This is a genomic window from Streptomyces coelicoflavus (assembly GCF_045041415.1).
Lineage (GTDB): Bacteria > Actinomycetota > Actinomycetes > Streptomycetales > Streptomycetaceae > Streptomyces > Streptomyces coelicoflavus.
Map to the genome: position 1 here is coordinate 667,351 of NZ_CP108218.1, position 19,666 is coordinate 687,016.

The 19,666-nt window shown below is 71.8% G+C and carries 16 protein-coding genes; 7 read left to right on the forward strand and 9 right to left on the reverse strand.

All coding sequences use genetic code 11. The features are described from left to right. Positions 1-166 precede the first annotated feature (166 nt). The gene (locus OHA99_RS03130) at positions 167-832 is read left to right on the forward strand and encodes a class F sortase (RefSeq protein ID WP_153176715.1); all 666 of its coding nucleotides are present in this window, start codon (positions 167-169) and stop codon (positions 830-832) included. A 33-nt stretch (positions 833-865) separates the two neighbouring features. Here the strand turns inward: OHA99_RS03130 and OHA99_RS03135 are convergent, their stop codons facing one another. Next, on the reverse strand, positions 866-1,705 hold the full coding sequence (locus OHA99_RS03135) for a polysaccharide deacetylase family protein (protein ID WP_153176716.1): 840 nt from the start codon (positions 1,703-1,705) through the stop codon (positions 866-868). 110 nt (positions 1,706-1,815) lie between these two features. Between OHA99_RS03135 and OHA99_RS03140 the strand changes: the two genes are divergently transcribed. Together OHA99_RS03140 and OHA99_RS03145 are read left to right on the forward strand one after the other, a co-directional pair. Next, positions 1,816-2,277, forward strand: coding sequence for a universal stress protein (locus OHA99_RS03140; protein ID WP_007389268.1), 462 nt, complete (start codon positions 1,816-1,818; stop codon positions 2,275-2,277). Between the two features lie 183 nt (positions 2,278-2,460). Continuing rightward, entirely contained in the window at positions 2,461-3,867 is a 1,407-nt protein-coding gene (locus OHA99_RS03145) for an amino acid permease (RefSeq protein ID WP_153176717.1), read from the forward strand. Between the two features lie 26 nt (positions 3,868-3,893). Here OHA99_RS03145 and OHA99_RS03150 read toward each other — a convergent pair whose 3' ends face one another. Next, the gene (locus OHA99_RS03150; protein WP_405693868.1) at positions 3,894-5,048 is read right to left on the reverse strand and encodes a CapA family protein; all 1,155 of its coding nucleotides are present in this window, start codon (positions 5,046-5,048) and stop codon (positions 3,894-3,896) included. 252 nt (positions 5,049-5,300) lie between these two features. Between OHA99_RS03150 and OHA99_RS03155 the strand changes: the two genes are divergently transcribed. From OHA99_RS03155 to OHA99_RS03165, 3 genes are all read left to right on the forward strand, one after another. Beyond that, a complete protein-coding gene (locus tag OHA99_RS03155; RefSeq protein ID WP_007389266.1) occupies positions 5,301-5,855 on the forward strand; it encodes a sigma-70 family RNA polymerase sigma factor in 555 nt (184 codons plus the stop codon). Between the two features lie 140 nt (positions 5,856-5,995). Next, a complete protein-coding gene (locus OHA99_RS03160; RefSeq protein WP_164381351.1) occupies positions 5,996-6,511 on the forward strand; it encodes a hypothetical protein in 516 nt (171 codons plus the stop codon). Positions 6,512-6,717: 206 nt separating this feature from the next. Further along, positions 6,718-7,368 (forward strand): anti-sigma factor family protein, encoded by a 651-nt coding sequence (locus tag OHA99_RS03165; protein WP_381500769.1) that lies wholly within the window; start codon positions 6,718-6,720, stop codon positions 7,366-7,368. Between the two features lie 39 nt (positions 7,369-7,407). On the opposite strand, the gene OHA99_RS03170 is transcribed toward OHA99_RS03165, so the two are convergent. Both OHA99_RS03170 and OHA99_RS03175 read right to left on the reverse strand, forming a co-directional pair. Then, complete coding sequence (locus OHA99_RS03170; protein WP_405693872.1) at positions 7,408-8,271, reverse strand: Fpg/Nei family DNA glycosylase; 864 nt, start codon at positions 8,269-8,271, stop codon at positions 7,408-7,410. A 40-nt stretch (positions 8,272-8,311) separates the two neighbouring features. After that, a complete protein-coding gene (locus OHA99_RS03175; protein WP_153176722.1) occupies positions 8,312-10,402 on the reverse strand; it encodes a SpoIIE family protein phosphatase in 2,091 nt (696 codons plus the stop codon). A 117-nt stretch (positions 10,403-10,519) separates the two neighbouring features. Between OHA99_RS03175 and OHA99_RS03180 the strand changes: the two genes are divergently transcribed. Beyond that, positions 10,520-11,932 carry a lipase maturation factor family protein gene (locus OHA99_RS03180; RefSeq protein WP_405693876.1) on the forward strand — a complete coding sequence of 471 codons (1,413 nt, stop codon included), beginning with the start codon at positions 10,520-10,522 and terminating at the stop codon, positions 11,930-11,932. Between the two features lie 18 nt (positions 11,933-11,950). Here the strand turns inward: OHA99_RS03180 and OHA99_RS03185 are convergent, their stop codons facing one another. The 5 genes from OHA99_RS03185 to OHA99_RS03205 form a co-directional block, all read right to left on the reverse strand. Further along, entirely contained in the window at positions 11,951-14,974 is a 3,024-nt protein-coding gene (locus tag OHA99_RS03185; RefSeq protein ID WP_366471483.1) for a glycoside hydrolase family 38 C-terminal domain-containing protein, read from the reverse strand. 64 nt (positions 14,975-15,038) lie between these two features. Continuing rightward, positions 15,039-16,331 (reverse strand): cellulase family glycosylhydrolase, encoded by a 1,293-nt coding sequence (locus tag OHA99_RS03190; RefSeq protein WP_282881869.1) that lies wholly within the window; start codon positions 16,329-16,331, stop codon positions 15,039-15,041. 31 nt (positions 16,332-16,362) lie between these two features. Further along, the gene (locus OHA99_RS03195; RefSeq protein WP_165683830.1) at positions 16,363-17,289 is read right to left on the reverse strand and encodes a carbohydrate ABC transporter permease; all 927 of its coding nucleotides are present in this window, start codon (positions 17,287-17,289) and stop codon (positions 16,363-16,365) included. Beyond that, positions 17,286-18,218 carry a carbohydrate ABC transporter permease gene (locus tag OHA99_RS03200; protein ID WP_153176727.1) on the reverse strand — a complete coding sequence of 311 codons (933 nt, stop codon included), beginning with the start codon at positions 18,216-18,218 and terminating at the stop codon, positions 17,286-17,288. The genes OHA99_RS03195 and OHA99_RS03200 overlap by 4 nt, the downstream gene beginning before the upstream one ends. Positions 18,219-18,224: 6 nt before the next feature. Further along, complete coding sequence (locus OHA99_RS03205; RefSeq protein ID WP_405693882.1) at positions 18,225-19,517, reverse strand: ABC transporter substrate-binding protein; 1,293 nt, start codon at positions 19,515-19,517, stop codon at positions 18,225-18,227. Positions 19,518-19,666: the final 149 nt, after the last annotated feature.

Consider the following 19,666-nt stretch of genomic DNA (forward strand, 5'->3'; position numbering starts at 1 on the left):
AGGTCACGCACCGTCAGAAAATCTCCGCCCGTCACCTCCCGGATGGCTCACGGAAGGCGGCGCACCACCCGTTCGCCGCCGCCCCGTCGCCGGTCCCCCGCACGCCGCCTAGCGTGCTGGTATGCGCGGATGATCCGGCGACGGCCGGGTCGAGAGGGGAAGGCGAATGTACGACTCCGAGTTGGCCGAAGAGGAGGAGCGGCGGCGGAAGCGCGCTCCCTGGGGCGTGATAGCGCTTGTTCTGCTGACCGGTCTCGCGCTCATCCGCAACGGCTCGGGGGAGTTCGACGTGGGCCCGCCGCAGCCGGCCTCGGCCGCCGCACCGGACACCCGCACAGCCCCCGGCGAGGCCGCCGCCTCCGGCGTCGCGCCGCTGCCGTACTCGGTGCCCGACCAGGTCTCCATCCCCGCCATCCAGGTCGACGCGCCGGTCATGGGGGTCGGTCTGGACCCGGACGGCTGGGTGGACGCGCCGCCGCCCGAGGACCCGAACCTGGCCGGCTGGTTCACCGGCGCCGTCACCCCTGGGGAGAAGGGCACCTCGGTCGTGGTCGGCCACGTCGACAACCAGCAGGGCCCCGCCGTCTTCTACGGACTCGGCGCCCTGAAAAAGGGAAACAAGGTGGAAGTGCACCGCCAGGACGGAAAGACGGCGGTCTTCGAGGTCTACGGCATCGAGGTGTTCGAGACGAACAACTTCCCGGGCGACCGGGTCTACGGCTCGAAGGGCACCCCGGAACTGCGGGTCATCACCTGCGGGGGCGGTTTCACCAAGGAGAACGGCTACGACGGGAACGTCGTCGTGTTCGCCCGCCTGGTCGAGGTCCGCTGAGCGGCCCCGGCCGGGCGGGTGCGCCGTCGGCGGTCAGATCAGGCGCCGCCGGGGGACGGTGAGGTGGTAGCCGGAGTCGAGCAGTTCGGGCAGGTAGCGCCGCAGGGCGCGGACGCTCTGCGAGCGGTCGCCCCCGGCGTCGTGCGAGAGCACCACGACGCCGGGGGCCGCGCCCTCCTCGACCCGGTCGACGATGGTGCCGGTGCCGGGTGTCGTCCAGTCGAGGGTGTCCACGGTCCAGGCGAGCGGCTCCATGCCGAGTGCGGAGCCGAGCTGGAAGGTGTCGCGGTTCCAGGCTCCGTACGGGGCCCGGAACCAGCGGGGCGCCTCGCCGTAGGCCTTCTCGACGATCTCGCTCGTGCGCTCCATCTCGGAGCGGATGCGCCGCCGGGAGAGTTTCGTCAGCAGCGGGTGGGACCAGGTGTGGTTGCCGACCACGTGGCCCTCGTCCGCCATCCGCGTCAGCAGGTCCCGGTTGTAGTCCGCCATCTCCCCGCACACGAAGAACGTCGCGTGCACCTCGTACTTCGCGAGGGTGTCCAGGATCTCGGGGGTGTACTCGGGGTGGGGGCCGTCGTCGAAGGTGAGCAGCATGGTGCGGCCCCGGCCCGTCATCCGCAGGATCGGCTCGCTGCGCACCGGGGGCCGCCGGGGCGCGGCGCGCGGGGCCCCGTAGCCGGTCAGGGGCTGGAGGCGGTACTCGGAGGGCTTGAGCGGGCTGCGCTGCGGGGGGCCGGGAGCGGGTACGGGGGCGGGCGGACGGGAGGGCCCGTTTCCCCGGCCCAGGGCGAGTGCGCCGCCGGCGCCGGCCGCGCCCAGGGCCGCGACGCCGGTGAGCAGGGTGCGGCGGGTGAGCAACTGATGCTTCTCCATGACTCATCAGTCGCCCGGTGAGGGTGCGCCGCACCTGAGCAACACCGGCGCGGCGGCACGGAACCACCCGCCCGGCTCAAGATCACCGGGGACTCCGATAGCCTCGCCGCGTGACGGAACAGCACTCCCATCAGTTCGAACGCGGCACGGACGGACCCAAGGTCATCGTCGTCGGTGTGGACGGCTCCGACTCCTCGCTGCGGGCCGCTGCCTACGCCGGTGGGCTGGCCAGGCGGCAGGGGGCCCTGCTCGCGGTGGTGTACGTGCAGCCGGTACTGGCGGGGGGTGCGGCGCTCGGGGCGTCGGTGGCGGAGACCACCGACGAGATCGCCGAGGAGCTGGTGGCCCAGATCCGGGAGGCGACCGAGCGGGTGAAGGGGATATTCGACATCCGCTGGGAATTCCACACGTTCCGCGGCGACCCGTACAGCGGCCTGGTGCAGACGGCCGACGAGCTGAAGGCGGACGCGGTGGTGGTGGGCGCCTCCGAGCAGGCCGGTCACCGGTTCGTCGGCTCGGTGGCGGTGCGGCTGGTGAAGTCCGGACGCTGGCCGGTGACGGTGGTGCCGTAGCGCGCGTCGGGTCCGTGGCACCGCGCGCACCCGCCGGTCGCGTCGGGTCCGTGGCACCGCGCGCACCCGTCGGTGCGGTGTGTGCGTGTCGGGTCCTTCGTGCGTCGTGTCTTCCGTCACGGTCGTGTGTGCGTCATCATGATCCACCGTCAGCCGTTTGCCGTTCACGAAGAGGTGAGGCGCATGGCCCGGTTCCGCATGGGTGAGGGTGTTCTCCGCCGCAAACCCATCGAGCACATCGAGGAGACGGAGAGCGGCGGCGGCCTGGTGCGCTCGCTGGGCCTGTGGCAGCTGACCGCGATCGGCGTCGGCGGCATCATCGGGGCCGGCATCTTCACGCTGGCCGGGACGGTCGCCAACGGCACGGCTGGTCCGGCGGTCCTGATCTCGTTCCTCATCGCCGGTGTCGCGAGTGCGGCGGCGGCCCTGTCCTACGCCGAGTTCGCGGGGCTGATCCCGAAGGCGGGCTCCGCCTACACCTACGGCTACGCGGTCCTGGGCGAACTGGTGGGCTGGTTCATCGGGTGGGACCTGCTCCTGGAGTACACGGCGATCGTGGCGGTGGTCGCGATCGGCATCTCGGGCTACTTCAGCTTCCTGGTCGGCGAGATGGGCGCCGACCTGCCGAACTGGATGCTGGGCGCGCCGGGGACCGGCGACGGGCACAGGGTCGACCTGTTCGCGGCCGTGCTGTGCCTGCTGATCGCGTACCTGCTGACGCTGGGCATCAGGAACGCGGCCCGCTTCGAGATGGTCGTGGTGGTGCTGAAGGTGCTGGTCGTGCTGCTGGTGATCGGGGTCGGCGTCTTCCACATCAACAGCTCGAACTACCACCCGTTCTTCCCGTTCGGGGTCGGCGGTGCGTTCACCGGTGCGGCGACGGTGTTCTTCGCGGTCTTCGGCTACGACGCCATGTCGACGGCGGCCGAGGAGTCCAAGGACGCCCAGCGGCACATGCCGAAGGCGATCATCTACTCGCTGATCATCTCGATGGTGCTGTACGTGGCGGCCTGCCTGGTGCTGACCGGCATGCAGAACTACAAGGAGATCGACCCGGAGAGCGGCTTCTCGACGGCGTTCAAGTCGGTGGGGCTCAGCTCGCTGGCCGACATCATCGCGGTGGGCGCCATCATCGGCATCCTCACGGTGATGTTCACGTTCATGCTGGGCGTCACCCGGGTGTGGTTCTCCATGTCGCGCGACGGGCTGCTGCCCAAGTGGTTCGCCAAGACGCACCCGACGCGGCACGTGCCGACCCGGGTCACCTGGATCGTCGGATGCGCGTCCGCCGTGATCGCCGGGTTCCTGCCGATCGGCGAGGCGGCGGAGCTGACCAACATCGGCATCCTGCTGGCGTTCGTGGTGGTGTGCGCGGCAGTGATCGTGCTGCGCTACCGGCAGCCGGACCTGCCGCGCACCTTCCGCACGCCGTGGATGCCGTTCGTGCCGGCGCTGGGCATCGTCTTCTCGATCTGGCTGATCACGTTCCTCCAGTGGCAGACCTGGGTGCGGTTCGCCGTGTGGTTCGTGGTCGGCCTGGTGATCTACTTCGCCTACTCGTACCGCAAGTCGGAGCTGGCCCGCCGTTAGCCGCTCCCCCGCTCCCCCGTCACCGGCTACTCGCCCATCACCAGTCCGTCGTCGGCGGCGCCCCGGCTGAGCACCACGTCGCGGATGCGGTCGCGCACGCCCCGCAGCTCGGCGCCCTTCTCGAGCGCCCGGTTGAGGTTCACCACCCGGCCGGCGTCGACGTCGAACAGCTGCGGGACGAACTCGGCCTTCGTCACCTTCCAGCGTTCGCCGGCCCGGTCGGGCGGGGCGAAGGTGAAGCGGCCGATGGTCGACTGGTTGCCGCGCGGGTCGCGGACGCCCTCGCCGTTGACCATCTCGCCCGCGATCTGGTCCCCCATGCCGTAGATCACCCAGGTGCCGTTGACCTTCTCGTAGGCCTGGGGGACGTGGGCGTGGGTGCCGAGGATCAGGTCGATGTCGGGGCGGTCGCCGGTGCGCGCGGCGGTCAGGCTCCGGGCCAGCGCCACCTGGTCCTGGTCCGGCGCGTCCTGCCATTCGGTGCCCCAGTGCAGCGACACGACGACGACGTCGGCGCCGGCCTTCCGGGCCGCCCGCGCGTCCTCGACGATGCGCGCCTCGTCGATCAGGCCGACCGCCCAGGGCTGTCCGTCGGGAAGGGGGTGGCCGTTGGTGTGGAGGGTGTAGGCGAGGTGGGCGACCTGGGCCCGGCCCGCGCGCAGGACCGTCGCCGTGTCCGCCTCGCCCTCGGTGCGCGCCGTACCGGCGTGCCGTACGCCCGCCCGGTCGAGGGCGTCCAGCGTGCGGCGGATGCCCTCCGCGCCGTCGTCGACGCTGTGGTTGGAGGCGGTGGAACAGCCGTCGTACCCGGTGGCGGCCAGTGCCTTCGCCACCTCGGGCGGGGACTTGAAGAGGGGGTAGCCGCTGTAGTCGCCGTTCGCGCCGTAGACGGTCTCCATGTGGCAGAGGGCGAGGTCGGCGCGCGAGACGACGGGCCGCGCGCCGGCGAGCATAGGGCCGAAGTCGTAGCCGGTGCCGCCGGCGTCGAAGCGGGCCCGCTCGATGATCGAGTCGTGCGGGAGCACGTCACCGGAGGCGACCAGGGTGAAGGCGCCCTCGACGGCGGCGGGCGGGGCCGGGGCGGGTGGTTTCGGCGGCTCGTGGTCGCGGGCCTGGCAGGCCGCGCCCGCGGTGAGGAGGGCGGTCAGGGCCAGGGCCACCTGCCGACTGCGTGTGATCATCCGTTCACTCCGCTGGGTCGCACACACCGATGAAAAGTCACATTTACTTATAAACAGGTAAAGAGTTACGACCCGTCACAAGCGGCTCCGACACGCCCTTTAGCCCGTCCGGCGTGCGGGAACAGAGGGCGGGGATCTCCGCCGGCCGCGCACCGACCGTTCGTCGAACCGTTCGTCGACGCGATCGACCGTCCGCCGCACACCTGTGCGTGCGCCCTGTCCCCGTCCGGGGCCCTGCGGTGCGATACGGCCATGACGGCCGGAATCACCCTCACGGACACAGCGAACGGGACGACCGCCGAGCACGAGCTCGCCGCACTGCAACGCGAGCACGGCCGGCCGCTCTTCGCGCTGCTGCTGCGGCTCAGCGACGGCGACCGGCAACGCGCCGAGGACCTCGTGCAGGAGACCCTGGTCCGCGCCTGGCAACACCCCGAGGCCCTGCGCGCCGACGACTTCGACTCCGTACGGCCATGGCTGCTCACCGTGGCGCGGCGGCTCGCGATCGACGCGCGCCGCGCCCGCCAGGCCCGCCCCCCGGAGGTCGGCGACGCCGTACTGGAGAACGCCCGGGTCTGCGCGGACCACGCCGAACGGGCCGCCGCGGCCCTCGATGTGCGCGAGGCTGTGAAGACACTCACTCCGGAGCACCGTGAAGTCCTGGTGCTGGTGTATTTCCAGGGGGCGAGTGTGGCGGAAGCCGCGACGGCCCTCGGCATCCCACCCGGTACCGTGAAGTCCCGCGCGTACTACGCGCTGCGCGCCATGCGCAGGGTGCTACCGGGGTACGCCGCCGACCTGCGGTGAAACCGGCCCTTTGGTCAAGCCTCCGTAAAGCGCCTTGCCCGGGACCCCGGTTGGGCAGTCGGCTGTCCTCATCCGTGTTCCGGACGGGGGTCCACGACCCGGTCGGGCGACGCGCACGCACCGGAGGAAGGCAGGAAGGGATGCTGCACAGAGGCCAAGAGAGCACGGACGGCACCGGTGGGGGCGAACTGAGCGTTCCCATGGCGTGGTTGTACGCCGAGTACATCGCCGACGAGCTGCTGCGGACCGGCGACCTGATGCCGCCGACGTCCTTCGAGTTCCGCGCCGGACGCGACGCGCTGGCGCTCACCGTCTTCCTGTCCGACACGGACGACGAGCTGAGCGGCATCCGCGTCGTCACCCACCTGGAGACCTGGCTCTCCCTGACGGCGTACGACCAGCCGTGGCACGAGTGGGTGCACGGGCGGCTCGCCGAGGCCACGGCCGACGCGGTGGCCGCCGGACGCCACTCGCCGGACCTGGAGCTGGCCCGGGCGGCCTGGCGCTGGCTCCAGGAGACCGAACTGCTCGCCCCGGACCTGAACGCGGTCCCCGGCGGTGCGGCGGTGACCGGGGAGGACGAGGGGCCGAAGGTATGGACGCCGGCCTGGCAGCTCGGGCTGCCGCTCGGGCACCTCGCCATCCACCTGTTCTAGCCGTCCTGCCGGACGCCGCGGCGGGCTCGCGGCCGGCTCGCGGGCCGGCTCCCGGACTCTCCCCGGGGACGGACCAATCCGCGCCCCGGACCGCTCCGAACACCTAGGTTGCGATTCGATCGCGGCTTGAGTGATTCGGCTGTCGGGTGCGTACGGGTGGGAGCAAGGAGTAACCCCACCCGCACCCAACGGTACGAGGATTCGGCATGAGGTCCCTGGAAGGGCATGGTGACGTCGGCGCCTACGCGCTGGGCGTGCTGGACGAGGTGGAAGCGTTCCGCTTCGAGGACCACCTCATGGAATGCCCCAGGTGCACGGCCCAGGTGACGGAATTCGGTCCGGCCACCCGCCAGTTGATGCTGTACCGGCAGGCGACACCCCGTCTGGTCCACCCCCTGGCCAGTCCGGCCCCGCGCCTGCTCGACCGGCTGCTGTCCGAGGTGGCCACGCGCCACCGGGCGGGCCGCAGGCGGGTGCTGTACGCCGTGGCCGCCGCCGTCGTGTGCGCCGTGGCCGGGCCCGGCGCCGTGCTGTACGCGAGCCAGGGCGACCCGGCGGCGCCGCTCACCGCGACCGACGCCCGCTCCGGGGTGTGGGCGCGGATCACGGCCGAGGACGAGGCCTGGGGCACCGGCGTGCGCCTCGAGGTCAAGGACGGGGCCGGCCCGCGCTCGTGCCGGCTCGTGGCCGTCGGCCGCGACGGGTCCGAGCAGACGATCACCAGCTGGATGGTCCCGGGGCAGGAGGACCGGCCGCACACCGTGCGCGGCGGGGCGGCACTGCATCCCGACCAGATCGACCGCTACGAGGTGCGGACGGCGGACGGCGACCACCTGGTGACCCTGCCGGCCGGATGACCGCCGCCCCGGGGGACCTCCCCCACCGCGGCGCCGCCGTCACTTCAGCAGCCGGGACATCCTGCGGTCCGCCAGCGGTTTGCCGCCGGTCTGGCAGGTCGGGCAGTACTGGAGCGAGGAGTCGCTGAAGGAGACCTCGCGGACGGTGTCGCCGCACACCGGGCAGGGCTCCCCGGCCCGCCCGTGGACCCGCAGTCCGCTCTTCTTCTCGGCCTTCAGGCGCCCGGCGGCGACGCCCCGCGAGCGTTCCACCGCCTCGGTGAGCGTGCCGCGCAGGGCCGCGTACAGCCGGGCGGTCTCCTCGTCGGTCAGCGAGGCGGCCAGTTTGAACGGAGACATCCTCGCGGCGTGCAGGATCTCGTCGCTGTACGCGTTGCCCACGCCCGCGATCAGGCTCTGGTCGCGCAGGGCGCCCTTGAGCTGCCGCCGCTCCCCGTCGAGGAGGGCGGCGAAGCGCGCCTCGTCGAAGTCGTCGGCGAGCGGGTCGGGGCCGAGCCGGGCCACGCCGGGCACCTGCTGCGGGTCGGCCACGACGTACACCGCGAGCCGCTTCTGGGTGCCCGCCTCCGTCAGGTCGAAGCCGGCGCCGGTCTCCAGGGCCACCCGCAGCGCGAGCGGGCCCTTGCCGGGCCTCGGCATGCCGCTGGGGAGGCTGTCCTTCCAGTGCAGCCAGCCGGCCCGGGCGAGATGGGTCACCAGGTGCGGGCCGCCCGCGGTCTGGACGTCGAGGAACTTGCCGTACCGGTGCACGCCCGCCACCCGGTGGCCCTCCAGCGCCGTGAGCGGGGGGTCGTACGTCTTGAGGACGCTGATCGCCACGGGCAGGACCCGGACGATCTCGCGGCCGGTGAGGTGCTCGGTCAGGAAGTCGCGGAGCGCCTCGACCTCGGGCAGTTCTGGCATACGTCAAGAGTGCCACCGGCCGCCGACAGTGCCAGTGGGGTCAGCCCGCGGCGTGCGCCACCACGAACTCCGCCCAGACGACCTTGCCGCCGCCGCGCGCTTCCACGCCCCATCCGTCGGCGAGCGTGTCGACCAGGAGCAGCCCCCGCCCGGAGACCCCGTCGTCCCCGGCCTCGCGGCGGCGCGGCAGGGCGCTGGAGGAGTCCTCGACCTCGACCCGCAGTCGCCGGTCGGTCCCGGTGAGCAGCCGCAGGGTGACGATCGCGGAGCCCTCGGTGTGCATGAGGGCGTTGGTCATCAGCTCGTCGGCGACCAGTTCGATCTCGTCGCTCTGGCCCCTGGCCCCCCAGGAACGGACGGCGGCGCGGACCATGTGCCGGGCCTCGGTGAGGCCCTCCGGGTCGCCCGGCGACACGTGCTGCTGGACGCGGCCGAAGGTCTTGGGGGCGCCGAGGCCGTGGCGGCGCAGCAGGAGCAGCGCGACGTCGTCGTCGCCGCGGCGCTCGTCGGCCACGTCGATGAGCCGGTCGGCGAGGTCCCGCACGTCCTGGGGCCCGGAGCTGATCAGCGCCGTGAGGACCGCCATGCCCTCGTCGAGGTCGGCGCCGGGCTGCTCGACCAGGCCGTCGGTGCACAGCAGCAGGGTGTTGCCCGGGTCCAGCTCCAGCGTGGCGACCGGGTAGGCGAGGCGCCCGAACTCGGCGGACAGGCCGAGCGGCAGTCCGCCCTCGACGCGGACGAGCCGGCAGGTGCCGTCGCCGAAGCGCAGCAGCGGGTCGATGTGTCCGGCGCGCACCACCTGGACCACTCCGGTGCCCAGGTCGGCCTCGGCGTACAGGCAGGTCGCGAAGCGGTCGGTGTCCAGCTCGTGCAGGAAGACGGAGGCCCGTGCCATCACCGTGGCCGGCGGGTGGCCCTCGGCGGCGTAGGCGCGCAGCACGATGCGCAGCTGGCCCATGACGGCGGCGGCGTGCGTGTCGTGGCCCTGGACGTCGCCGATGACGGCGCCGACGCGGCCGCCGGGCAGCGGGATCAGGTCGTACCAGTCGCCGCCGATGTCCCGGCCGAGGGTGCCCCCGATGGAGGCCGCGCGGTAGCGGACGGCGACGTCGCAGCCGGGCACGCTGGGGATGGTGCGCGGCAGCATGGCCTGCTGGAGGCCCTCGGCGAGGTCCATCTCCTGCTCGTAGAGCATGGCCCGCTGGAGGCTCTGCGCGATGCCGCTGCCGAGCGCGACCAGGACGTTGCGGTCCTCCGCCGAGAAGCCCTGCCGGTCGCTGTAGAGCAGCCCGATGGCGCCGATCGGCCGGGCCTGGGCGATCAGGGGCAGGTAGGCGGCGGCGGTGATGTTCAGGTGGGTGATGCCCTCCCACAGCCCGGGGTAGCGCTCCGCGAACTCCTGCGGCGACTCGATGAAGCGGGGGCTGAGGGTCCGCACGGCCTCGCTCATCGGGTAGGGCTCGTCGATCCGGGTGACGCGGGTGCCGGGGATGAAGCTGTTCTCGGGACCGTCGGCGACCAGCCGGATGCGGCCGGCCTCGACCAGGCCCATCACCAGGCTGGTGGCGCCCAGCCGGGTGAGGCCGTGGGTGTCGCGCAGCACGTCGATGACGTCGTCCACGGTGCGGGCGTGCGCGAGGGCGGCCGTGGCGAGCTGGACGACGTTGGTGAGCCGCCGGCGGGCCTCGTCCAGCGCGGCCTGCTCGCGGTTGGCCGCGATGTCGGCCATCTCCTGGGTGGCGTCGCGGACGATGCCGATGATGCGGCGGGGGCGGCCGGTCTCGTCGCGGCGGATGTAGCCCTGGGTGTGGGTCCAGCGCAGGGTGCCGTCGCGGCGGCGCAGCCGGAAGTAGGTGCCGTAGTTCTCGCTGCCGTCCTTCATGGCGCGGGCGACGATGGTGTCCATGCGGCGGCTCTCCGCCGTGGGCACGCGCAGCGACAGCGACTCGGGGCGCCCGTCGTACTCCTCCGGGCGCAGGTCGAACACCTCGTGGGCCTGGGCGTCCATGTGGAACAGTCCGGCGTCCAGGTCCCAGTCGAAGCTGCCCATGCGGTTGAGCGCCAGGATCGGGTCCGGGTGGGCGGGCCAGTCGTCCGGGAGTGACGGGGCGCTCGCTCCCCGATCAGACATGGACCCCACCTTGCCAGGATTTGCCGGAATCTTCGAGTCCTGGTCCGCCGGACAGAGCAGGAGGAGATCCGGGCCGCCGGGGCGGGTACACGGAGCGCGTACGAGAGGAGCCCGGCCGTGGAGTGGTTCACCGCACCCGACTACTGGCCGGCCCGGCTGGTCTTCCAGCGGGCCCTGGCCGTCGTGTACCTGGTCGCCTTCCTGACGGCCGCGCTCCAGTTCCGGGCGCTGCTCGGCGAGCGCGGGCTGACGCCGGTGCCCCGCTTCGTCGAGCGGGTGCCGTTCCGGCGGGCGCCGAGCCTGTTCCAGTGGCGCTACTCGGACCGGCTCTTCGCGGGCTGCGCCTGGGCGGGCTGCGCGGTGTCGGCGGCGCTGGCGGCGGGCGCCGACTCGCTGCTGCCGCTGTGGGGCGCGATGCTGCTGTGGCTGGTGCCGTGGATCCTGTACCTCTCGATCGTCAACGTCGGACAGACCTGGTACTCGTTCGGCTGGGAGTCGCTGCTGCTGGAGACGGGCTTCGTCGCGGTGTTCCTCGGCAACGAGGAGGTGGCGCCGCCGGTCGTGGTCCTGTTCCTGCTGCGCTGGCTGCTGTTCCGGGTGGAGTTCGGGGCGGGGCTGATCAAGATGCGCGGCGACGAGTGCTGGCGGAAGCTGACCTGCCTGGACCACCACCACGAGACCCAGCCGATGCCGGGCCCGCTGAGCTGGTTCTTCCACCACCTCCCCCGGCCGCTGCACCGGGTCGAGGTCGCCGCGAACCACGTCACCCAGTTGGTGGTGCCGTTCCTGCTGTTCGCCCCGCACCCCGTGTCGACGGCTGCCGCGGCGCTGATGATCGCGACCCAGCTGTGGCTGGTGCTGTCGGGCAACTTCTCCTGGCTCAACTGGATCACCATCGTGCTGGCCCTGTCGGTGGTCCGCTTCCCGGGCGGCCACCCGTCCACGGCCGCCGCGCCGCTCTGGTACGAGGTGGTGGTCCTGGCGGTGGCGGTGCTGCTCGTGTTCCTGAGCCATCGGCCGGTGCGCAACATGATCTCCCGCCGCCAGGTGATGAACCGCTCCTTCGACTCGCTCCACCTGGTCAACACCTACGGCGCCTTCGGCTCGGTCAGCCGGGTCCGGTACGAGATCGTGGTCGAGGGCACCGCCGACGAGGTGGCCCGGAAGGACGGGGACTGGCGGGAGTACGAGTTCAAGGGCAAACCCGGTGATCCGCGCCGCTGGCCGCGCCAGTTCGCGCCGTACCATCTGCGCCTGGACTGGCTGATGTGGTTCGCGGCGCTGTCGCCCTCCTACGCCGGGTCGTGGTTCGGCACCTTCGTGGAACGGCTGCTGGAGAACGACCGCGCCACGCTGCGGCTGCTGCGCCGCTCCCCGTTCCCGCCGGACGCGCCGCCGCGCTTCGTGCGCGCCCGGCTCTTCCGGTACCGGTACACGACCTGGCACGAGCTGCGGGAGACGGGCGCGTGCTGGGAGCGGACGTATGTGCGGGAGTACCTGCCGCCGACCCGGCTCACCTCTTCCGCGTGAGCCGGGCCGGCCGGGGCGCTACGCGCGCTTCAGCCGCAGGGTCATCAGCTGGAACGGACGCAGCCGTACGGTGATCCGGTCGCCCTCCGTCCGGGGGGCCTCCGTGTCCGGCAGCGGGCGCTCCAGCAGGTCGGTCACCTGCACGTCGGCGGCCGCGAACCCGGTGGTGAGCGTGGCGCGGGCCCGGCCGCCGTGGGCCTCGTGGAAGCGGACCACGACGTCGCCGCTGCCGTCGTCGGCGAGCTTGACGGCGGTGACGACGACCGCGTCCCGGTCGACCGTGACGAGCGGCGCGACCTCCCCGGCACCGCCGGTGACGTGCCGCTCGGGCACGTTGATCCGCCAGCCCTCGCGCACGGCGTCGCCGATGCCCGCGCCCGGCACCAGCGCGTGCCGGAACCGGTGCACGCCCTGGTCGGTCTCGGGGTCGGGGAAGCGCGGGGCGCGCAGCAGGGAGACCCGGACCGTGGTGGTCGTACCGGAGTCGCCGTCGGTGCGGACGGTGCGGGTGACGTCGTGGCCGTACGTCGAGTCGTTGACGACGGCGACGCCCCAGCCGGGCTCCTCCAGGTGCACGAAGCGGTGGTTGCAGGCCTCGAACTTGGCGGCCTCCCAGCTGGTGTTGGTGTGGGTGGGCCGGTGGAAGTGCCCGAACTGGGTCTCCGACGCGTACCGTTCGGCGTGCACGTCGAGCGGGAAGGCGAGCTTGAGGAACTTCTCCGTCTCGTGCCAGTCGACCTCGGTGTCCACCTCCAGCCGCCGCTCCCCCGGCACCAGGGTCAGCACCTGGGTGACGCGGGAGGAGCCGAAGGAGCGGACGACGCGCACCGAGCTGCCGTCGTCGCCGGGTGCGACCTCGTCGGCGTCGGTGAGGTCGGTGACGGTGTGGCGGTAGAAGGCGTCGACGTCCCAGGCGTCCCACATGTTCGGGAAGTCGGGGTGGAGCTGGAGCAGGTTGCCCGCGCCGCCGGGCGCGATGGTCTCGCGGTCGGCGGCGAGGTCGTACGCGGAGACGACCAGGCCGCGGTCGTCGATCTCGACGCGCAGCAGGCCGTTGTCGAGGATGTGGCCGCCGCCGGGACGGGGGGCCGAGCCGGTCCGGCCCTCCGTGGCGGGGGACGCGGCGGCGCCCGCCGGGACCCCGGTCCGGGCGTGCGGGGCGGAGTTGAAGACCAGCGGGGTGTCGCCCTCGCCGGCCAGGGCGCGCTGGGCGGCGTCGATGATGCCGTTCAGCTCCTCGGCGACGCGGTCGTAGGTGGCGCGGGCCTCGCGGTGCACCCAGGCGATGGAGGAGCCGGGCAGGATGTCGTGGAACTGGTGCAGCAGGACCGTCTTCCAGATCCGGTCCAGGTCGTCGTAGGGGTAGGGGAACCCGGCACGCACGGCGGCCGTGGCCGCCCACAGCTCGGCCTCGCGCAGGAGGTGTTCGCTGCGGCGGTTGCCCTGCTTGGTCTTGGCCTGGCTGGTGAGGGTGGCGCGGTGCAGTTCCAGGTACAGCTCGCCGACCCAGACGGGCGGCTCGGGGTTCTCGGCCTCGGCCTTCTCGAAGAAGGCGTGCGGGGTCTCCCACTCGACGGTGGCCGAGCCTTCGAGGTCGCGCAGCCGGGCGGCCTTGGCGATCATCTCGCGGGTGGTGCCGCCGCCTCCGTCGCCCCAGCCGGTGGGGGCGAGGGAGTGCCGGGCGACGCCCTTGTCCTTGAAGTTCTTCGCCGCGTGGGCGATCTCGCTGCCCTTCATGGAGCAGTTGTAGGTGTCGACGGGCGGGAAGTGGGTGAAGATCCGGGTGCCGTCGATGCCCTCCCAGCGGAAGGTGTGGTGCGGGAACTTGTTCGTCTGGGACCAGGAGATCTTCTGCGTCAGCAGGTACTTGGCGCCGGCCGCCTTGATGATCTGCGGGAGGCCCGCCGCGAAGCCGAAGGTGTCCGGCAGCCACGCCTCGTCGTTCTCGACGCCGAACTCGTCGAGGAAGAACCGCTTGCCGTGCACGAACTGGCGGGCCATCGCCTCGGAGCCGGGCATGTTGGTGTCCGACTCCACCCACATTCCGCCGGCCGGCACGAACCTCCCGTCGGCCACGGCCTTCTTGACCCGCGCCCACACCTCGGGCCGGTGGTCGCGCACCCACGCCCACTGCTGGGCCTGGGACATGGCGAAGACGAAGTCCGGCTCGTCCTCCAGGAGGGCGGTCATGTTGGAGGTGGTCCGGGCCACCTTGCGCACGGTCTCGCGCAGCGGCCACAGCCACGCCGAGTCGATGTGCGCGTGTCCGACGGCGCTGATGCGGTGCGCGGAGGGCACGGCGGGGGCCGACAGCACCTCGGTGAGGCGGGAACGGGCCGCTTCCGCCGTGCCGCCCACGTCCTGGAGGTCGATGGCGTCCAGCGCACGGTCGACGGCGCGCAGGATCTCCCAGCGGCGCGGCGAGTCCACCGGCAGCTCGGCCATCAGCTCGCCGAGGACCTCCAGGTCGAGCACCAGGTTCCACACCGTCTCGTCGAGGACGGCGAGGTCCATGCGGGCGAGGGTGTACTGCGGTTCGCTGCCCGCGGTGTCCTTGTCGCCGAGCTGCGTGGGCACGAAGGGGTGGTAGTCGAGGATCACGGGGTTGGAGGCCGCCTCGACGTGCAGGCGGACCTCCTCGCCTCCCTCGACGGGGGCGCCGATCCGCACCCACTGGTTGCGCGGGTTGAGGCCCTTCACCGGGGTGCCGTCGGGGCGGTAGACTAGGCCCTCGCACTGGAAGCCGGGCATGTTCTCGTCGAAGCCGAGGTCGAGGATCGCCTCGACGGTCCTCCCGGCCCACTCCTTCGGCACGGTGCCGGTGACGCGGAACCAGCTGGTGCCCCACGGCGCGCCCCAGCGGGCGCCGGCCTGGATGGGCTCGGGTTCGGCCGCGAGTCCCTCCTCCACCGGGACGGGCTCGCCGGGCGCGTTCCACACCGCGACGTCCAGTGGCACGGACTCGGGGTAGACGGCGGGGCGGACGCGCTCGTCGAGGACGCGCTTGAGGCGGGCTTCGACCAGGTTGCGGTCGTCATGCATGCGGGTGCTCCGGGGTTGGGGGGCGGGTGGTTACCAGGGGTGGGTCACGATGACGGGGCCGACGTCAGGTACTGCTCCCCCGCCGGGCGCGGTCCGAACCGTGCGGACCGGGAGCGGCCAGTACGTCGTCGGGGGCGACGACCTCGGTGATGCCGCGCGCGGCGAGGTGTGCGGTGTCGGCGACGCGCGTGTCGAGCACGGTGGTGGGGCGGGCGCCGTCGGCGACCAGCCGGAAGAAGGCGTCGAAGACGGCACCGCCGGGGGCGCAGGCCGAGCGCGCGGCGGGATCGGCCGGAACGGCGAGGGCGGTGGTGCGCGGAGCGGGCGCGGGGCGGGCACCCTCCCGCGCCGCACGGGCCGCGCTCGCCAGGACCCGTGCCGAGTCCTTGGGGCGGCGGTCGTTGGTCAGCAGCCCGAGCCCGTACTCCAGCTCCGGGAAGTCGGCCAGCGACCGGGACACGTCGTGGGAGCACCACCAGGTGACGCCCCACAGACCGGGGCAGTCCAGGGCGTTCTCGACGGTCGCCTCGGTGAAGGCGGCGGCGTGCTCGGCGGGGACGAGGGGCGCGGGGGCGCCGACCTCCTGGAGCCACACCGGACGGTGCGGGTCGTCGGCCCAGGCCTTGCTCAGTTCGACCAGGTAGGCGGCGTGGTGCTCGCTGGGCACCGAGGTGCGGCCGTGGCGCTGGGCGGTGCCGTTGAAGACCCAGGAGTGCACGGCCGTGACGGCGCCCCGCCGGGCGGCCTGGGCCGGGGTGAAGGGCTGGTCGTCCTGGTACCAGGTGGCGTCGTACTCGGCGTGCAGGTGCATCCGGCCCGGGGCGCCCTCCTCGCAGGCGGCCAGCATCCGCTCCAGCCAGGCGTCGATCTGGGCGCTGGTGGCGCGGTCCGGGTCGGGGTGGGGGCCGGCGGAGAACTGGTTGACCTCGTTGCCGAGGGTCATGCCGAGGAAGTTGGACCGGCCGGCCAGGGCGGCGGCGAGGGTGCGCAGGTAGGTGGCCTGGCCCTCGACGACGTCGGGGTCGGTGAACAGGTTGCGGCGGTGCCAGGTGCGGGTCCAGGCCGGCACGAAGTCGAAGCTGCTCAGATGACCCTGGAGGCCGTCCACGTTGACGTCGAGGCCGCGTTCGCCGGCCGCGTCGACCAGCGCCACCAGGTGTTCGACCGCGCGCTCGCGGATCAGGGCGCGGTTGGGCTGGAAGTACGGCCACAGCGGGAAGACGCGGACGTGGTCCACGTCCAGTGCGGCGATGGAGTCCAGGTCGGCGCGTACGGAGTCGAGGTCGAAGTCGAGCCAGTGGTGGAACCACCCCTCGCTCGGGGTGTAGTTGACGCCGAAGCGCACGGCAGAAGGCATGCGGTGTCCTTGTGAGGGGGAAGCGGGTGGTTCAGCCCTTGACGGCGCCCTCGCCCACGCCGCGGAAGAAGTACCGCTGGAGGCAGGCGAAGAGGAGGATGAGCGGCGCCACGGCGATGATCGTGCCGGCGGCGACGAGGCGTTCGTCGTTGGCGAAGGTGCCGTGGAGGTAGTTCAGGCCGATGGTCAGGGTGAACCTGGACGGGTCGCTCAGCACGATCAGGGGCCACAGGAAGTCGTCCCAGGCGCCCATGAAGGCGAAGATCGCGACGACGGCGAGGGTGCCCTTCACCGCGGGCAGCGCGATCCGGTAGAACCGCTGCCAGACGTTGGCGCCGTCGACGAAGGCCGCCTCCTCGATCTCGTAGGGGAGGTTGAGGAAGGCGTTGCGCATGAGGAGCACGTTGAGGGCACTGACACAGCCGGGCAGCAGGACGCCGACGAGGGTGTTGTTGAGGCCCAGCTCCCGCATGGTGGTGAACTGGGCGATGATGATGCCCTCCACGGGCACGAGCATGGTCAGGATGAACACCAGGGTGGCGACGCGCCGGCCGCGGTAGCGCAGCCGGGCCAGGGCGTACCCGGCGAGGGCGGCGCCGACGCAGTTGGTGACGACGTTGGCCGCGGCGACCTTCAGGGAGTTCAGGGCGTAGTCCCACACGGGGATGGTGTCGGCGACCCGGTCGTAGTTGTGCAGGGTGGGTTCGGAGGGCAGGAACTTCGGCGGGGAGCTGAAGATGTCCTCGGTGGGGCCCTTGAGCGAGGTCGACAGCTGCCAGAGGAACGGGCCGATGGTCAGGGCGAGGACGCCGAGCAGGAGCAGGTAGCGCAGGGCCAGTTCCCACACGCGGATGCGGCGGCCGTGCTCGTCGGTGATCCGGGGTTCGCGTCGCCGCTTCCGCTCACGGCCGGTGGCCCGGGGCTTCTCGGCGGGCCGGGTCTTCTCGGCGAGGCTCACGACTCCTCCTTCCGGTCGGCCCGCAGGACCAGCAGCATCAGGACGACGGTGACGACGAAGACGACGACGGAGATGGCTGAGGCGTAGCCGACGCGGCCGGTGAGGCCGGTGCCGGTGCGCTGGACCAGCATCACGAGGGTGGTGTCCTCGCCGGCCGGTCCGCCGTTGGGGCCCGCCATCAGGTACACCTCGGAGAAGACCTTGAAGGCGGCGACCGAGGAGAGCGCGGCGACCAGGACCATGGTGGAGCGGACGGCGGGCACCGTGACGGTGAGGAAGCGGCGGACCGCGCCCGCGCCGTCCACGGCGGCGGCCTCGTGCAGCTCGCGCGGCACGTTGGCGAGCGCCGCCAGGTAAATGATCATGTAGTAGCCGAGGCCCTTCCAGACCGTGACGGCCATCGCGCTCAGCAGGATCAGCCACTGGTCGCTGAGGAAGCCCACGGGACTCGCACCGAGCATCTCCAGCAGCGAGTTGACCAGGCCGCGCTCGTCGAGCAGCCAGACCCAGATCAGCCCGACGACGACGATCGAGGCGACGACCGGGGTGTAGAAGGCCGAGCGGAAGAAGGTGATGCCGGGGATGTTCTTCTGCACCAGCAGCGCGAGCAGCAGCGGCAGCAGGACCAGCGCGGGGACGACCCCGAGGACGTACAGGGAACTGTTGCGCAGGCCGATCCAGAACATGTCGTCGTGGAGCAGCTCGCGGAAGTTGGCGAGGCCCACGAACTCGCCCGGGACCAGTGTGCGGCGGTCGGTGAAGGCGTTGACGAGGGTGGAGACGAACGGGTACAGGATGAACGCGCCGGCGATCAGCAGGCCGGGCGCGGCGAACAGCCAGGGGCTGGCGGGCAGTTGCCGTCGCACGCGCCGGGGGCCGGGGCCCTTGCGGGCGCCCGGGGTGCCGGTGGTGAGGGTGGGACTCGCCATGACGTCTCAGCCCTGCTGCTGGAGGAGCCGGTCGCACGCCTTGACAGCGTTGTCGAGGGCTTCCTTCGGGCTCTGCTTGCCCTGGAGCGCCTTGGCGACCTCGTTGCGCAGCTCGGTCTTCATCTGCTCGCTGAACAGCACGGGCGTGTAGTTGACGGCCGTCTTCAGCGACTTGGCGGCGGCGACCCGGACGCGGGTCTCGTCGGTGCCGTCCTCCTTGGTGAAGTACGGGTCGTCCAGCGAACCGGCGGTGCTCGGGAAGATGGCGACCTGCTTGGCGAACGACATCTGGTGCGCCGCGTCGGTGACGTAGTGCGCGAAGGCGACCGCGGCGGGCTTGCGCTGACTCTGCGCGTTCACCATCAGGCCCATCACGTACATGTTGACGTGGCCAGTGCTGGTGATCTGGTCGGTGATGCCGATGTTCTTGTACAGGTTCGGCGCCTGCTTCTTGAAGTTGGCGAGGTCGAGCGCGCTGCCCGGGTTCATGGCGACGGCGCCGGTGAGGAACTTCTTCCCGGAGGACTCGGGGGTGGCGGTCAGCGCCTGCGGGCCGAGGGCCTTGGCGTCGTACAGCTCCTTGTAGTGGGTGAGGAGTTGGACGCCCTTGGCGTCGTTGAACGCGAAGGCGGTGCCCTCCTTGTTCATGAGCGGGACGCCGTAGCGGCCGAAGTCCTCGATGGTGGGCACGTTGGCGAGCGTGGCGACCTCGCCGTCGGTCTTGTCGGCGATCTTCAGGGCGGCGTCGAAGACCTCGTCGTAGGTCTTCGGCGGCTGCTCGGGGTCGAGTCCGGCCTTCTCGAAGAGGGACTTGTTGTAGAAGAGCGGGCCGGTGTTGAGGTACCAGGGGAAGGCGTACGTGCCGTCCATGCCCGGTATCCGGTGGCTGGCCCAGGCCCCTTCCAGGTACTCCTTCTCGTACTGGCCGGCCGCCTTCTCCAGGTCGAGGGCGAGGCCCGCCTTGGCGAGCGGGGCGACGAGGTCCGGGGAGACGTTGACGACGTCGGGCAGGGTGCCGCCGGCGGCGTCGGCGCTGATCTTGTCGGCGTAGCCCTCGCCGGGCTGGTCGACCCACTTGACGTGGGCGTCGGGGTACTTCTTCTCGAAGTCGGCGATCAGGCCCTCGAAGTAGTCCTTGAAGTTGGCCCGCAGGTTCCAGGTCTCGAAGGTGATGTCGCCCTCGACCTTGCCCGAGGCGTCGGTCGAGCCGCCGCCGTCGCCCCCGGAACCGCAGGCGCTGAGCGGCAGGACGAGGGCGGCTACGGCGGCGACGGCGAATGTTCTGCGCGAGGTGGGCACGGTGGCACGTCTCCCTGAAGGACGTCGGCGGTGGGATGCCAGCGACCATGCACGGCGTTTCCGCGGAAAGTCAATGGATTCCCGCCAACTAAAGCGAAAGACACAGCATTAGTCCAGGTCAGAGCAGTGCGAGCGAGAACTTGCCAGGA

Bases quoted from the DNA above. Each gene is read 5' to 3' on its own strand.
- OHA99_RS03160 (WP_164381351.1), top strand. From the start codon at position 5,996: ATGCTGCACAGAGGCCAAGAGAGCACGGACGGCACCGGTGGGGGCGAA.
- OHA99_RS03185 (WP_366471483.1), bottom strand. From the start codon at position 14,974: ATGCATGACGACCGCAACCTGGTCGAAGCCCGCCTCAAGCGCGTCCTC.
- OHA99_RS03165 (WP_381500769.1), top strand. From the start codon at position 6,718: ATGAGGTCCCTGGAAGGGCATGGTGACGTCGGCGCCTACGCGCTGGGC.
- OHA99_RS03130 (WP_153176715.1), top strand. From the start codon at position 167: ATGTACGACTCCGAGTTGGCCGAAGAGGAGGAGCGGCGGCGGAAGCGC.
- OHA99_RS03200 (WP_153176727.1), bottom strand. From the start codon at position 18,218: ATGGCGAGTCCCACCCTCACCACCGGCACCCCGGGCGCCCGCAAGGGC.
- OHA99_RS03135 (WP_153176716.1), bottom strand. From the start codon at position 1,705: ATGGAGAAGCATCAGTTGCTCACCCGCCGCACCCTGCTCACCGGCGTC.
- OHA99_RS03175 (WP_153176722.1), bottom strand. From the start codon at position 10,402: ATGTCTGATCGGGGAGCGAGCGCCCCGTCACTCCCGGACGACTGGCCC.
- OHA99_RS03155 (WP_007389266.1), top strand. From the start codon at position 5,301: ATGACGGCCGGAATCACCCTCACGGACACAGCGAACGGGACGACCGCC.
- OHA99_RS03170 (WP_405693872.1), bottom strand. From the start codon at position 8,271: ATGCCAGAACTGCCCGAGGTCGAGGCGCTCCGCGACTTCCTGACCGAG.
- OHA99_RS03190 (WP_282881869.1), bottom strand. From the start codon at position 16,331: ATGCCTTCTGCCGTGCGCTTCGGCGTCAACTACACCCCGAGCGAGGGG.
- OHA99_RS03150 (WP_405693868.1), bottom strand. From the start codon at position 5,048: ATGATCACACGCAGTCGGCAGGTGGCCCTGGCCCTGACCGCCCTCCTC.
- OHA99_RS03145 (WP_153176717.1), top strand. From the start codon at position 2,461: ATGGCCCGGTTCCGCATGGGTGAGGGTGTTCTCCGCCGCAAACCCATC.